The following is a 13,918-nucleotide window of genomic DNA, read 5'->3' as shown; positions in this document are numbered from 1 at the left end:
CCCCGCCCCCGCTGCGGACGCCGCGCCCGTGGCCGCCGACCGCCGAGCGCTCCTCGCGCAGCTCTCCTACGATGAGCTCACGCGCACGCTTCTCCACACGTTCATCGGCTCGGCCGAGCCGCACCGTGCGCAGCGGGAGGCGCTCGACGCCCTCGCGCGCGGGGAGCGCACGCTCGCCGTCATGGGGACGGGGCGCGGCAAGTCGCTCATCTTCCAGGTGCATGCCGTGCGCGAGGCGGTGCTGCGCGGCCAGGCGAGCATCCTCGTCTACCCGCTGCGCGCGCTCGTGGCCGATCAGGCGTTTCACCTCGTGAGCGCCTGCGCCGCCCTCGGCGTGCGCGCCGCCGTGCTCACGGGCGAGAGCACGCGCGCGGCACGCGACCGGGCGTTCGCCGAGCTCGCGGCGGGCTCGCTCGATATCGTGCTCACCACGCCGGAGTTCCTCGCCATCCATGTCGGGCGCTTCGAGCGCTGCGGCCGCGTGGGCTTCGTCGTCGTCGACGAGGCGCACCATGTGGCGCGCGCCCGCGCGGGCGAGCGGAGCGCCTACCTGGAGCTTCCGCATGTGCTCGCCGCGCTCGGGGAGCCCTGCGTGCTCGCCGTCACCGCCACGGCCGATGCGTCTGCCGCACGCGACATCACGGGGCTTTTGGGCATCGAGCGCGTCGTGGTCGACCCCACGGTCCGCGAGAACCTGGAGCTGGAGGACGACCGCGACCTCGCGAGCCGCGAGAACCGCCTCGTCTCCATCGTGGCGACGGGCGAGAAGTGCGTCGTGTACGTGAACTCGCGCGACCAGGCCACCTCCCTCGCCCGTACCCTGCGCAAGCGCGTGCCGGAGCTCGCTGGCCGCGTCGCGTTCTACCACGCGGGCCTTGCGCGCGCGGACCGCGCCCGCGTCGAGGAGGCGTTCCGCACGGGCAACCTCACCTGCATCGTGTCCACCTCCGCGTTCGGCGAGGGCGTGAACCTGGCCGACATCCGCCACGTGGTCCTCTACCACATGCCGTTCTCGGCCACGGAGTTCAACCAGATGAGCGGCCGCGCCGGCCGCGACGGGGCGCCCGCGACCGTGCACCTGCTCTACTCCGCGCGCGATGCCCGCATCAACGAGCGCCTGCTCGACGCCGCCGCCCCCGAGCGCGACGAGCTCGTCACGCTCTACCGGGCGCTGCAGACCATGTGGCGCTCGAACCTCACGCAGACGGGCGAGCGGAGCTTCTCGGCGACCGACCGCGACATCGCGGGCATGTGCCTCGCCATCGACGCGCGCACGCCCGTGGACGAGCGCATGGTGGAGAGCGGCATCGCCATCTTCGAGGAGCTCGGCTTCACGAGCGTCTCGGGCGTGGAGGCCGCGCGCCGCATCGAGATGGTCGAGAACCCGGGGCGCATGGAGCTCACCGCCTCCATCCGCTATCTCGAGGGGCTGCGCACGCGCAACGCGTTCGACACCTTCCGCCGCTGGGCGCTCGATGCGCCCGCTCGTGATATGCTTGCACGAGTGAACCGTCCTATCACGCCGCAGGCTCCCGCGGCCCGGGGTTAGGGGATACCATGGATGCTGCAACGCGTGCCGCGCACGATGCGTCGCTCATGTCGTCCGCGAAGATGATGCACTACACCCGTGCGGACGACCTGCCACCCGAGATCTGCGCGGATGACTACGACAACCTGGCGCAGCTGTGCGCGAAGTACATGAGCGCCGAGGACTGCGCCACGGTGGAGCACGCCTACTGCTTCGCGGCCGAGAAGCACTCCGCGCAGCGCCGCCGCTCCGGCGAGCCCTACATCAACCACCCCGTTGAGGTCGCCATCATCCTGGCGGAGCTCAACATGGACTGCGACGTGGTGTGCGCGGCGCTGTTGCACGACACGGTCGAGGACACCGAGGTCTCGCTCGCCGACGTGACGAGCCTCTTCGGCGAGACCATCGCCGTGCTCGTGGACGGCGTCACGAAGCTCACGAACATCGAGGTCGACAACATCGACGAGAAGCAGGCGCTCAACCTGCGCAAGATGTTCCTCGCCATGTCGCAGGACATCCGCGTCATCATCGTCAAGCTCGCCGACCGCCTGCACAACATGCGCACCCTCGCGGCGCTCCGCGAGGACCGGCGGCTGTTCAAGGCGCGCGAGACCATGGACGTGTATGCGCCGCTCGCCGACCGCCTGGGCATGAGCTCCATCAAGTGGGAGCTCGAGGACCTCTCGTTCTTCTACCTCGAGCCCGAGGCGTACCAGCGCATCGCGCGCATGGTGGCCGAGAGCCGCGAGGTGCGCGAGCGCTACCTCGCCGAGACCATCAAGACGCTCACCGACGAGCTCAAGCGCGCCGGCCTCACCGATTTCCAGGTGAACGGCCGCTCGAAGCACTACTGGTCCATCTACCAGAAGATGAAGCGCAAGGGCAAGGAGTTCTCCGAGATCTACGACCTCGTGGCGCTCCGCGTGATCTGCCGGACGGTGGGCGACTGCTACTCGGCGCTCGGCGCGGTGCACACCCTCTGGCACCCCATGCCCGGCCGCTTCAAGGATTACATCGCCACGCCGAAGCTCAACAACTACCAGTCGCTCCATACCACGGTCATCGGTCCCACGGCGCGCCCGCTCGAGATCCAGATCCGCACCTACGAGATGCACGAGCAGGCCGAATACGGCATCGCGGCCCACTGGCTGTACAAGAAGTCGGGTGGGTCGAGCGCCGCGAAGAGCTCGGAGGCGCAGAAGCTCGACGACCAGATCAACCGCCTCAAGCACTCGCTCGACTGGGTGACCGCCGAGGAGATCGACGACCCCAAGGAGTTCCTCGACACGCTCAAGGTCGACCTCTACGACCAGGAGATCTTCGTCTTCACGCCGAAGGGCGAGCTCATGAGCCTGCGCGCGGGCGCCACGCCGCTCGACTTCGCCTACGCGGTTCACACCGAGGTGGGCAACCATTGCGTGGGCGCGCGGGTGAACGGCGTGCAGACGCCGCTCGCGCACGAGCTGCAGATGGGCGACCGCGTGGAGATTCTCACGAACAAGAACGCGCGCCCCTCGCGGGACTGGCTCGCGCTCGTGCGCACCCCGTCGGCACGCTCGAAGATCAAGCGCTACTTCGCCGCCGCTACGAAGGACGAGAACGCCGCCGCCGGCCGCGAGGCGCTCGCGAAGGACCTGCGCAAGCGCGGCTACGGCATCTCCACGCAGCGCACGACGCGCGCGCTGAACACCGTGTGCGAGCAGCTCAACTACGTGCGCGTCGAGGACCTGTTCGCGGCGATCGGCTCGGGCAAGGTGGCGTGCCGCATGGTGGGCAACCGCGTGCAGCAGATTCTCGACCCGCAGCCCGAGGAGAAGCATGGCTCGGACGTGGAGGCGGTGCTCGCGGCGCGCGGGTCGAACCGCAAGCCGCGCCGGCCGCGTCGCGACAACTCCGGCGTGATCGTGAAGGGCAACGCGGGCAACGACCTGCTCGTGCGCCTCGCGCACTGCTGCAACCCCGTCGCGGGCGACGACATCGTGGGCTTCATCACGCGCGGCCGCGGTGTGTCGGTGCACCGGGCGAACTGCCCGAACGTGAAGGGCCTCATGGAGCATGCGGAGCGCATGATCGAGGTCGAATGGGACAAGGGCGCCGACGCGCTCTTCCAGGTGGAGATCGTGGTCGAGTGCCTCGACCGCATGGGGCTGCTGAAGGACGTGACGATCGCCATCGGCGACGCGGGCGCGAACATCCTCTCCGCCTCCACCTCCACCGACCGCAACGGCGGCGCCGAGCTGCGCTTCCTCGTGCAGATCTCGGACGCGAGCGGGCTCGACCCGCTGCTCGCGCAGATCAGCCGGGTGGAGAGCGTATACGACGCGCGGCGCCTCATGCCGGGGGAGGGTGCCACGACCCGCAAGCCGCGCGGATAACTTGTTCGGGCGGGGGCGTCCGGCGTTTTCCTCCACTGCTCAGACAGTCCTCGGAACAAGGCCGAGGGGCCTTGTTCCTGCGGAACTCGCGTGGAGGAAAACGCCGGACGCCCCGCACGAGGGTTACGGTGTCGCGCGGGTTGCGGGGTGCCACGGGGCCTCCGCACAGTAGTTTTTGATGAAAGGGTTGTTATGGGTGAGGTGGATACGAAACCGATGGGGCATGTGAGGGTCGAATCGGTTGTGAATGGGCCGGTGGAGACGAATACGTATTTCGTCATCTCCGGGGACGAGGCGCTCGTGATCGATCCGGCGTGGGACGGGGAGCACCTTGCGCGCACGTTCTTGGAGGCGCACCCGGACGTGCGCGTCACGGGGATCGTGTGCACGCACGCGCATGCGGACCACACCGGCGGCGTGGCGGGCATGCGGCGCGTGCTCGGCGACGCGGTGCCCTACATCGTGTCCGAGGTCGATGCCGCCTACCTCGCGCGCGCGGTCGACGCCATGCGCGAGCTCTGGGGCATCGAGTCCGAGGTCCCGCCCGCGCCCGACCGCACCGTGCGCGAGGGCGACCGCATCCGCGTGGGCGACGTCTCGTTCCAGGTGATCGAGACGCCGGGGCACACGCCGGGCGGCATCGTGCTCTTCGCGGCCACGGAGGACGGCGACATCGCCTTCGTGGGCGACACGCTCTTCCCGGGCGGCTGCGGCCGCACGGACCTCGAGGGCGGTGACGATGCCGCCATCATGCGCTCGATCGCGAAGCTCGGCGCGAGCCTGCCCGTCGACACGCGTTGCTGCATCGGCCACGGGCCCTCCACCACCATCGCCCGCGAGCTCGAGGTGAACCCGCTCATGAGCCAGGTGCGCCGCTCGGACGAGCGGTAGCCGCGGGGGCGCCTGTGTTTCGCGCGCGCGACGGCGCAAGACGTTCGCTGCGCGCGCTGCCGGGCGTGGTATCCTAGTCGTTGTGTTCAATTCCATGCATGGGAGGTTTTGTATGCTCGTCAATGCAGCCGAAATGCTCAAGAAGGCCGAGGCCGGCCACTATGCCCTCGGCGCGTTCAACACGAACAACCTGGAGTGGACGCTCGCCATCCTCCAGGCGGCCGAGGAGGCCCAGTCGCCGCTCATCATCCAGTGCAGCGCCGGCGCTGCGAAGTGGATGGGCGGCCTCAAGGTCTGCGCCGACATGGTGAAGGCCTGCGTCGAGTCCCAGGACATCAGCGTCCCCGTCGCCATCCACCTCGACCACGGCACCTATGAGGATTGCTTCAAGGCCATCGACGCTGGGTTCACCTCGATCATGTACGACGGCTCCCACGAGGAGACGTTCCAGATCAACCTCGACCGCACCAAGGAGCTCGTCGAGATCGCCCACAGCAAGGGCCTCTCCATCGAGGCCGAGGTCGGCGGCATCGGCGGCACCGAGGACGGCGTGACCTCCAACGGCGAGCTCGCCGACCCCGCCGAGTGCAAGCAGATCGCCGAGCTGGGCGTCGACTTCCTGGCCTGCGGCATCGGCAACATCCACGGCGTGTACCCCGATGACTGGGCCGGCCTTTCCTTCGATCGCCTGGCCGAGATCAAGGCCCAGGTCGGCGACCTGCCGCTCGTGCTCCACGGCGGCAGCGGTATCCCCGAGGACCAGATCAAGAAGGCCATCTCGATGGGCGTCTCCAAGATCAACGTGAACACGGACCTGCAGATCGCCTTCACGACCGCCCTGCACGAGTACTTCGCCGAGGGCAAGGACACCCAGGGCAAGGGCTACGACCCGCGCAAGGTGCTCAAGCCCGGCCGCGACGCTATCGTCGCGCGCACGCGCGAGCTCATGGAGCAGTTCGGCTCGGTGGGCATGGCCTAAATGTAAAATAACCCCAGGGGTTTTCTTACATGGGCGAGCTTCCGGCGGTGGCCGGGAGCTCGCCTTCTTTGTGTCGAAGTTCAGCGCTGGGGGTTTCGCGCCCGACCTTTATGCCTTGCGCGAGCGCACCACGTAGCGGTAGCGCTCGCTCGCGATGAGCTGGCGGTTCACGTAGACGATGTCGCTCGGATCCCGCCCGTAGACCGTCTCGAGGACCTCGAGCAGCGCGTCGCCCTCCGCCACGTCGAGCAGCTCGGCGGTCTGGGCATCCGCCCGGCCGATGCTGAAGCTATCCTCGAAGCCGCAGATCCCCTTGCCCCCCTCGGTCTTGATGATCTCGAAGAGCGAGCGGTTCTCGAGCGCGCACCCCAAGAGGAAGCGGTAGCGCAGCGGGAAGTAGTCGTGCTCCACGATCACGGGCGTGCCGCCCGCCATCCGCAGGCGCCGGATCTCGATGAGCTTCTCGTCCGCGCAGCCCAGGAGCGCGGCTATGGACGGGTCGGCGGGCAGCTCGCCCGTCATGAGGATGCGCGTCGCGGGCTCGAGCCCCATCTCGAGGCAGGTCTCCGTGAAGCTGCCCGAGGTGAGCGCGCTCTCGACGATGGTGGTCGGCCGCACGAACGTGCCCTTGCCGCGTCGTTTGACGAGGACGCCCTCGTCGACGAGCATCCCGAGCGCCGCGCGTACGGTGACCCTGCTCACCCCGTACGCTTCGACGAGCTCGCTTTCCGAGGGCAGGCGGTCGCCCGGTTTGTAGATGCCGGCCTCGATTTTCCGGGAGAGGTCGGCGCGGAGCTGCTCTTGCAGCGTGAATGCATATCGGTTCTCGACTTCGCTCACAGGTGGCTCCTCAGTACATGCGCCAAGGGTGCGCGAATGAATAACGAACGTAACCTATTGTATACGTCGGGCGATGCGCGCGCACGGTTGCGCACGGCGCGCCCGTGTCCCCGCGGATACGTCGTCGCGTGGCAGCCCGCTTGCGACCGTCCCGCCGCCACCCCGCGCCCTGCCGCTCGCCTGTAACAGGTTGCGCGCTCGGGAATTTCATACCTAAACCTGTATTAACTTATGTTATGACTTATATGTACGCATGACCGAAGAATCGGGGGGTGGTTGGTATGCCGGAAGCGGAGAAGAGCAGGTTCCTCTCTTTGTTCCGCGAGCGAAAGCCCGTGATGGCGATGCTCCATCTGAAGGGGTCGGATCCAGACGATGTCTTCGATCGCATGAAGCGCGAGCTCGACATCTACGTGCGCGAGGGCGTGGACGCCGTCATCGTCGAGGACTATTTCGGCACCTACGGGGATATGCGACGGGCGCTCGCCTACATCCAGGAAACGAAGCCGGACATCGTCTACGGGGTGAACTGCCTCAACATCGACGCCATGGGCTTCGAGCTCGCGATGGAGTTCGACGCGGCGTTCGTGCAGCTCGACTCCGTGGTGGGGCACGTGAAGCCGCGCGACGAGGAGGCGCTCGCGGCGTTCCTCGAGCTCTACCGCAGCCGTTATACGGGTTGCGTCCTCGGCGGGGTGCGCTTCAAGTACCAGCCCGTGCTCTCAGAGCGCTCGCTCGAGGAGGACCTCGCCATCGCGCGCGGCCGCTGCGACGCGGTGGCGGTGACGCAGGACGCGACCGGCCAGGAGACGTCGCTCGACAAGATCCGCGCCTTCCGCGCGGGCCTCGGCGACTTCCCGCTCATCGTCGCGGCGGGCGTCACCCCGGAGAACCTGCGGGAGAGCTTCAAGATCGCCGACGGCGCCGTGGTGGGCAGCTATCTCAAGGACACGCACCGCGACGATGGCGAGCTCTCGGCGGCGCACGTGCGGGAGTTCATGGACGCCGTCCGGCGCGTGAGGGAGGAATGCGCATGATCAAGATGACCCGTGTCGACCACCGACTGCTGCACGGCCAGGTCGCGTTCACGTGGATCAAGGCGGTGGGGGCGGACTGCATCCTCATCGCCAACGACGCCGTGGCCAAAGACGAGCTGCGCATGGCGGTGCTCAAGATGGCCAAGCCCCAGGGCACGAAGCTCGTCATGAAGAGCGTCGACGACTCCATCAAGGCGCTCATAAGCGGCGTGACCGACAAGTACAACCTGTTCATCATCACCGAGAGCATCGAGGACGTGTGGCGCCTGTGCCGCGCGGTGCCCCAGATCCGCGAGGTGAACATCGGCGGCGTGAAGCCGGAGGACGGCAAGCGCCAGATCTCGAAGGCCGTGTTCGTCTCGGATGAGGAGTGCGCGCGCATCCGCGATCTGGTGGACGACGGCGTCCACGTGTTCGTCCAGATGACCCCGTCCGACGAATCGGACGAGGCCATGAAGCTCATCGGTTAGGGAGGAGCGTTCCATGGATAACCTGATGATGCAAACCGTGTTCATCTTCTTCGTGTCCGCCTTCGGATACTGCAACAGCGTGTTCAACAGCGCGCTGCTCAACCGCCCGCTCGTGCTCGGCACGCTCACGGGCTTCGCACTCGGTGACGTGGCACTCGGCTGCCAGGTGGGCGCCACGCTCGAGCTCGTGTACCTGGGTGCCCAGGCCATCGGCGCGAGCAACCCGCCCGACATGACCTCCGGCTCCGTGATCGGCACCGCCTACGTCATCGCGGCGGGCGCCGACGTGGCGGAGGCCGTGGCCATCGCCGTGCCCGTGTCGCTGCTCATGTCCATGTGGTCGAACTTCCTCATGGCGGTCGTCGGCCCCATCATGGCCGGCAAGGCGGACCAGTACGCGCTCGCCTGCAACCGCCGCGGCATCGACCTCATGCACTGGGGCTTCGTGCTCATCCAGGTCGTCTCGGCCTCCGCGCTCTGCGCCGCGGGCTTCTACGTGGGCACCCAGGCCATCCAGGGCATCGTCGACGCCATCCCGGCGTTCATCACCGACGGCCTCAACTACGCCATGGGCATCATCCCGGCCATCGGCTTCGCGATGCTCGCCCGCATGATCATGTCCAAGAAGCTCGCGTGCTTCCTGTTCATGGGCTTTTTGCTCGTGGCCTACGGCGGGCTCTCCGTCGTAGGGGTCACCGCCGTCGCCGCGGTGATCGCCGCCGTCCTCGTCTTCAACACCGGCCTCTTCGCGCCCGCGCAGGCCGCGGCCGATGTGGACGACAACGAGTTCTAACCGCGTTCCCGAGTAGAAGACCCGAAGGAGGTTTTCGCCATGTCCCAACCTACGACCGCGCCCGAGCGCAAGCTCACCGCCCGCGACCTGCGCAGGGTGTTCTGGCGCTCCTGCATGCTCGATAGCTCGTGGAACTACGAGCGGCAGCAGAACATCGGCTATTCGTTCGGCATCGTGCCGGTGATCGAGAAGGTCTACGAGCCCGGCAGCGAGAAGCAGCGGCGCGCCTACGCCCGCTCGCTCGACTTCATGGCTATCACGCCGCAGCTGTCCACGCTGCTCATGGGCATCGATGCCGCCATGGAGGAGGAGAACGCCGCCAACGACGACTTCGACGACTCCGCCATCACCGCCGTCAAGACCTCGCTCATGGGGCCTCTGGCCGGTATCGGCGACTCGCTCATCGCCGGCACGCTCCGCGTGATTGGCACCGGCATCGCCATCGGCTTCGCCCAGCAGGGCAGCCCGCTCGGCGCCATCCTGCTGCTCCTCATCTTCAACATCCCCGGCCTCCTCATCCGCTGGTTCGGCCTCAAGCTCGGCTACCAGTACGGCTCGACGTTCATCACGGATGCCGCGAAGGGCGGCGTCATGGAGAAGGTCACCTACGCGGTGAGCGTGGTGGGCCTGGCCGCCATCGGCGCGATGGTGGCGAGCTACGTATCGCTCGACCTCTCCATGATCACGGTGGGAACGGGCGACTTCGCCCAGCCCATCTCGGACTACTTCGACATGATCATGCCGTGCCTGCCGCAGCTTGCCGTCTTCGGCTTCATGTACTGGATCATGGGCAAGAAGATCAAGACCACCTATGTGCTCGTCGCGACCATCGTGGTGTGCATCGCCGCGTGCTGGGTGGGTTCGCTGCTGTAAGGATGCCGTAAGGAGCGCGCGCGAGCCGCCGTTGACGGAACTCGATTCAGTTGTGTGCGCATCGTTTGGCGCCGCCGCGTGAAAGGGCGCCCGCGCCCCGGGCTTACCTGGGGTTTCGCGGGCGCCCTTTTTGCATGGCGCGGGATGGCCCGGTGAGCAGCACACACAACTGGAGTGAGGTGCCCAGGCGGGCGCCCTCCCGACGATGCGCGCGGTCTCCGCGCAGCGCGCACTCCACTGTGCTAAAGTAGTGCGACTGCCGAATGGTCGCAGAAAGAGGGGCGAGCACATGAACACGACGCCGTGGGGATTCCGTGACATCCTGCCCGAGGAGGCCGGCGCGCGCGAGGAGATCGCGGGCACGGTGCGGGCGTGCTTCAAGGCGCATGGGTACCTGCCGGTGGAGACGCCGCTTCTGGAGGACGCCGGCTCGCTCGGTGCGCGCGGCCGCGTCGTGGACACGCCGTTTCGGCTCTTCGACGACGACGGGCGGCTGCTCGTGGTGCGCTCGGACAACACCCTGCCCATCGTGCGGCTCGTCTCCACGCGCCTGCGCGGCGCGCGTCTGCCCCTGCGTATGCGTTACGAGGCGCCCATCGTGCGCTCCCAGCCGCGCAACGTGGGCGCGGCGCGCCAGTTCACGCAGCTGGGCTTCGAGCTCATCGGCGAGGGCGGCGAGGCGGGCGACGCGGAGATGCTCGCGCTCGTGATCGATGCCCTGCGGGCGCTCGAGCTGCCCTCGTGGCATATCGTGGCGAGCAGCGTGCGCCCCTTCATGGAGCTCATCGCGCGCGCGGGCGACGAGGGCTTCGCGCGCGAGGCGCTCGCGCTCGTGCACGCGAACAACTTCGTCGACCTCGACGCGCAGCTCACGGCGAGCGGCCTGCCCGAACCCGTGCGCCGTGCCATCTCCGAGCTGCCGCGGCTCCACGGGGGCGTCGAGGCGCTCGACCGCGTGGACGCGCTCATGGCTGCGGCGGGCGTCGCGGGATCCCAGACGCGCGAGCTCCGCGCCCTCGCGGCCCGGTTCGCGGAGCAGGCGGCCGCGGGCTCGCTTTCCTTCGACTTCTCCATCATGAACTCGTTCGACTACTACACCGGCCTCGTGTTCAAGGTGTACGCGGGGAACCTCTCCGACCCGGTGGGCTCGGGCGGACGCTACGACGCGACCCTCGACGGCGTCATGGCGGCCGCGCCGCACGTCCCCGCTGCGGGCTTCGCGTTCTCGCTCGAGCGGCTCGAGGCGGCGCGCCTCGCGGACGACGATGCGCACGGCGCCGACGCGGACCATGCGGTGGCACGGGCGGCAGAGGAGCCGCTGCGCGTCGCGGTCCCGAAGGGGTCGCTCAAGGAGGGTACCGTGCGCGCGCTCGAGGCGGCGGGCTTCGATGCCTCCGAGCTGCGCGATCCCGGGCGGCGCCTCATCGTGCGCGCCCGCGACCTGCGCGCCGGCGCGAACGACGCCGTGGGCGACATCGAGCTCGTGATCGTGCGCGCCACCGACGCCCCGGCGTTCGTGTCGGCGGGCGGGGCGGACTGCGGCTTCTGCGGCCGCGACTCCCTCATCGAGGCGGGGCTCGACCTGCTCGAGCTCATCGACATGGGCTACGGCGCGTGCCGCTTCATCGAGGCGGAGCCCGCGGGCCGCGCCGGGGCGGCCGAGCGCGCCTACGCGCGGCGCGGTTGCTTGCGCGTGGCCACGAAGTACCCGCGCATCGCCGCCGCCTGGTACGAGCAGCGGGGCATCGCGGCGGACATCGTGACGCTCCACGGCAACATCGAGCTCGGCCCCATCGTCGGGATGACCGACCGCATCGTGGACATCACGGCGACGGGCCGCACGCTGCGCGAGAACGACCTCGTCATCACCGGCGAGATCATGGAGTGCACGGCGCGCTTCTTCGTAAATCCCGGCCGCGCCCGGCTCGACCCCCGCGTGCGCGCGCTCGCGGCGCGGCTCGAGGAAGCCGCCGGCTCGCTGGCCTAGGCGACGGGTTTAGGCGCCGAGCGCGGCTTCGAGCTGGGCGAGCGTGGGGATGGACGCCTGCGCGCCCGCGGCCTGCACGGCAAGCGCCGCCGCCGCGGTGGCGCGGTGCGCCGCGTCTGCCAGGTCACACCCGTCGGCGAGGGCCGCGGCGAGCGAGCCCACGTAGGTGTCGCCCGCGGCGGTGGTGTCGAGCGCCTTGACCGTGCGAGCGGGGATGTGGTGGATGGTACCGCTGCGCGCGTCCCGCACGTCCGACCCGGCGGCGCCGCGCGTGATGACGACGCTCCCCGCGCCGAGCCCCGCGAGCACCTCCATCGCCTGCGCGACGGTTTCCCCATCTTCCGGAAGCACGCCGGTATACGCGGCGCACTCGGTCTCGTTCAAGCAGAGCACATCGACGTATCCCCAGGTATCATCCGGCAGCGGGCATGCCGGAGCGGGGTTGAAGATGGTGGTGAGCCCCATGTCGCGCGCATGCGCGAGGGCGGCCCGCGTCGCGTCGAGCGCGCATTCGAGCTGCGTGACGAAGATGTCGCCGGGCTGCGCGGCGCGGTCGAGCGCGGCGCAGGCGTCCTCGGCGGTGAGGACGTGGTTCGCGCCGGGCTCCACGATGATGCGGTTGTCGCCTTCGCTCCGCACGATGAGCGCGATGCCGGTCGGTGCCGCATCCGCGCACACGAGCTCGGTCGTGTCGATGCCGTCCGAGCTGAGGCCGCCGGAGAGCTCGCGGCCGAAGGCGTCGGCACCCACCGCGCCGATCATGCATGTCCGGGCACCGAGGCGCGCCGCGGCGACGGCCTGGTTGGCACCCTTGCCGCCCGCCCCCATGACGAGGTCGCGGCCCATGATGGTCTCGCCGGCGAGCGGCGGGCGGTCGCAGGCGATGGAGAGGTCCATGTTCAGGCTTCCGAATACGATGACGCGGCTCATGGCGTCTCCTTTCCCGGTGGTCGAGGGTGGCTTTACGCGCAGCGGCTCACGAGCGCGAGCGTGCGCTCCATGAAGCGCTCGACGAAGCGCTCCGCATCGACGGTGAGCGCAATCCGCGAGCGGCCGCTCGGGCAGGTGACGCGCGCCGGGTCGCCGATGGTGCGCCCGCGGCCGGCGCCTTCGGTCTCGACCATGAGGTCGCAGGCGAAGGTGCCGACGAGGCCGGGGTCGAGCGCCGCCGCCACCGCGAGCGGGTCGTGCAGGTTGCAGCCCGGAACGCCCGTGGGATGCGCCTCCTCGGTGACGTCGATGTAGTAGGCGAGCATGTCGGAGAGAAACGCGCCCGTCGCCGTGCCGGTGGCACGGAATTCCTCGGCCTGCGCGCGCGTGAGCTTCACCTGCGTGGTCACATCGAGGCCGATCATCGTTAGGTCGGTGCCGGCTGCGAAGAGGGCATTCGTCGCCTCGGGATCCTGCAGGACGTTCGCCTCGGCGAAGGGGGTGACGTTGCCGGGCTGCGTGAGCGCACCGCCCATCATCACGACGCGCATGCGGCGGGCGATGTCAGGCGCTGCCTGGAGCGCGGCCGCGATGGTCGTCGAGGCGCCGGTGGGGACGATGACGAGCTCGTCTGGCGTGTGGGTGCGCACGGCGTCGATGATGAAGTCGACCGCGCCCGTCGCCTGCACCGAGCTGCGCGCTCGGACGGGCACCAGCGCCCCGCCGAGCCCGTTCGCCCCGTGGAAGCGGGCGCTCTCGGGCATGACCTCGAAGCCGTCCGCCCAGCTCGGGTGGTCGATGCCCGCGAAGACGGGAACCTCCGAGCGGCCGAAGAGCTCGAGCAGGGCGAGGTCGTTCGCGACGCCTTGCTCGACGGTCACGTTGCCGAACGTCCCCGTGACGCCGATGAGCTCCGCCTCGGGCGAGGCGAGCGCATAGGCGAGCGCGAGGGTGTCGTCGATGCCGGTGTCGAGGTCGAGGATGAGCTTCGTCATGTAAGCCTCCTTACGAGGGCGTTCCCGTCACCCCTAGGGTAGCACTGAGTCATTGGGGACGGGTTCAAATGACTCAGTGAGTCAATGGGGACGGGTTCGTTTGACTCAGGCTCGACCTGGTTGTTGGATCCTGCGGGCGCGCGGGTGCGATTGCGCTGAACGTCCGGGCATGCGGGACGGGATTTTCATGTCGGACGCTGAAAAATGGTGGTGGAATTCA

The 13,918-nt window shown here is 68.7% G+C and carries 12 protein-coding genes; 9 read left to right on the top strand and 3 right to left on the bottom strand.

What is annotated here, in order from left to right; translation table 11 throughout:
* From BN423_RS06715 to fba, 4 genes are all read left to right on the top strand, one after another.
* Positions 1–1,549: helicase-related protein (locus tag BN423_RS06715; RefSeq protein WP_019239491.1), on the top strand; the 1,549-nt coding region annotated here is incomplete at its 5' end.
* 8 nt (positions 1,550–1,557) lie between these two features.
* Positions 1,558–3,903 (top strand): RelA/SpoT family protein, encoded by a 2,346-nt coding sequence (locus tag BN423_RS06710; RefSeq protein WP_019239490.1) that lies wholly within the window; start codon positions 1,558–1,560, stop codon positions 3,901–3,903.
* A gap of 192 nt (positions 3,904–4,095) precedes the next feature.
* Positions 4,096–4,794 carry an MBL fold metallo-hydrolase gene (locus BN423_RS06705; protein WP_019239489.1) on the top strand — a complete coding sequence of 233 codons (699 nt, stop codon included), beginning with the start codon at positions 4,096–4,098 and terminating at the stop codon, positions 4,792–4,794.
* Between the two features lie 112 nt (positions 4,795–4,906).
* Complete coding sequence (gene fba, locus BN423_RS06700; RefSeq protein WP_019239488.1) at positions 4,907–5,773, top strand: class II fructose-1,6-bisphosphate aldolase; 867 nt, start codon at positions 4,907–4,909, stop codon at positions 5,771–5,773.
* A gap of 108 nt (positions 5,774–5,881) precedes the next feature.
* Here fba and BN423_RS06695 read toward each other — a convergent pair whose 3' ends face one another.
* On the bottom strand, positions 5,882–6,613 hold the full coding sequence (locus BN423_RS06695; RefSeq protein ID WP_019239487.1) for a GntR family transcriptional regulator: 732 nt from the start codon (positions 6,611–6,613) through the stop codon (positions 5,882–5,884).
* Between the two features lie 281 nt (positions 6,614–6,894).
* Between BN423_RS06695 and BN423_RS06690 the strand changes: the two genes are divergently transcribed.
* From BN423_RS06690 to hisG, 5 genes are all read left to right on the top strand, one after another.
* Positions 6,895–7,650 carry a BtpA/SgcQ family protein gene (locus BN423_RS06690; RefSeq protein WP_019239486.1) on the top strand — a complete coding sequence of 252 codons (756 nt, stop codon included), beginning with the start codon at positions 6,895–6,897 and terminating at the stop codon, positions 7,648–7,650.
* Positions 7,647–8,120 carry a PTS sugar transporter subunit IIB gene (locus BN423_RS06685; RefSeq protein ID WP_019239485.1) on the top strand — a complete coding sequence of 158 codons (474 nt, stop codon included), beginning with the start codon at positions 7,647–7,649 and terminating at the stop codon, positions 8,118–8,120. Before BN423_RS06690 ends, BN423_RS06685 begins: the two co-directional genes overlap by 4 nt.
* A 13-nt stretch (positions 8,121–8,133) precedes the next feature.
* The gene (locus BN423_RS06680) at positions 8,134–8,913 is read left to right on the top strand and encodes a PTS mannose/fructose/sorbose/N-acetylgalactosamine transporter subunit IIC (RefSeq protein WP_019239484.1); all 780 of its coding nucleotides are present in this window, start codon (positions 8,134–8,136) and stop codon (positions 8,911–8,913) included.
* A gap of 39 nt (positions 8,914–8,952) precedes the next feature.
* A complete protein-coding gene (locus BN423_RS06675; RefSeq protein ID WP_019239483.1) occupies positions 8,953–9,786 on the top strand; it encodes a PTS system mannose/fructose/sorbose family transporter subunit IID in 834 nt (277 codons plus the stop codon).
* Between the two features lie 289 nt (positions 9,787–10,075).
* The gene (gene hisG, locus BN423_RS06670) at positions 10,076–11,773 is read left to right on the top strand and encodes an ATP phosphoribosyltransferase (protein ID WP_019239482.1); all 1,698 of its coding nucleotides are present in this window, start codon (positions 10,076–10,078) and stop codon (positions 11,771–11,773) included.
* A 9-nt stretch (positions 11,774–11,782) separates the two neighbouring features.
* Here hisG and BN423_RS06665 read toward each other — a convergent pair whose 3' ends face one another.
* Positions 11,783–12,703, bottom strand: a complete 921-nt coding sequence (locus tag BN423_RS06665) for a ribokinase (protein ID WP_019239481.1) — start codon at positions 12,701–12,703, stop codon at positions 11,783–11,785.
* Between the two features lie 32 nt (positions 12,704–12,735).
* The gene (locus tag BN423_RS06660; RefSeq protein ID WP_019239480.1) at positions 12,736–13,698 is read right to left on the bottom strand and encodes a nucleoside hydrolase; all 963 of its coding nucleotides are present in this window, start codon (positions 13,696–13,698) and stop codon (positions 12,736–12,738) included.
* Between the last annotated feature and the right edge of the window lie 220 nt (positions 13,699–13,918).

Source organism: Enorma timonensis, assembly GCF_000321165.1.
Lineage (GTDB): Bacteria > Actinomycetota > Coriobacteriia > Coriobacteriales > Coriobacteriaceae > Enorma.
Note: the sequence above shows the minus strand (reverse complement) of the source record. Positions and strands in the feature narration are given on the sequence as shown.

Coding starts and splice junctions, on each gene's coding strand:
- BN423_RS06685 (WP_019239485.1), top strand. CDS start 7,647: ATGATCAAGATGACCCGTGTCGACCACCGACTGCTGCACGGCCAGGTC.
- BN423_RS06675 (WP_019239483.1), top strand. CDS start 8,953: ATGTCCCAACCTACGACCGCGCCCGAGCGCAAGCTCACCGCCCGCGAC.
- BN423_RS06665 (WP_019239481.1), bottom strand. CDS start 12,703: ATGAGCCGCGTCATCGTATTCGGAAGCCTGAACATGGACCTCTCCATC.
- BN423_RS06660 (WP_019239480.1), bottom strand. CDS start 13,698: ATGACGAAGCTCATCCTCGACCTCGACACCGGCATCGACGACACCCTC.
- BN423_RS06690 (WP_019239486.1), top strand. CDS start 6,895: ATGCCGGAAGCGGAGAAGAGCAGGTTCCTCTCTTTGTTCCGCGAGCGA.
- BN423_RS06680 (WP_019239484.1), top strand. CDS start 8,134: ATGGATAACCTGATGATGCAAACCGTGTTCATCTTCTTCGTGTCCGCC.
- BN423_RS06705 (WP_019239489.1), top strand. CDS start 4,096: ATGGGTGAGGTGGATACGAAACCGATGGGGCATGTGAGGGTCGAATCG.
- hisG (WP_019239482.1), top strand. CDS start 10,076: ATGAACACGACGCCGTGGGGATTCCGTGACATCCTGCCCGAGGAGGCC.
- fba (WP_019239488.1), top strand. CDS start 4,907: ATGCTCGTCAATGCAGCCGAAATGCTCAAGAAGGCCGAGGCCGGCCAC.
- BN423_RS06710 (WP_019239490.1), top strand. CDS start 1,558: ATGGATGCTGCAACGCGTGCCGCGCACGATGCGTCGCTCATGTCGTCC.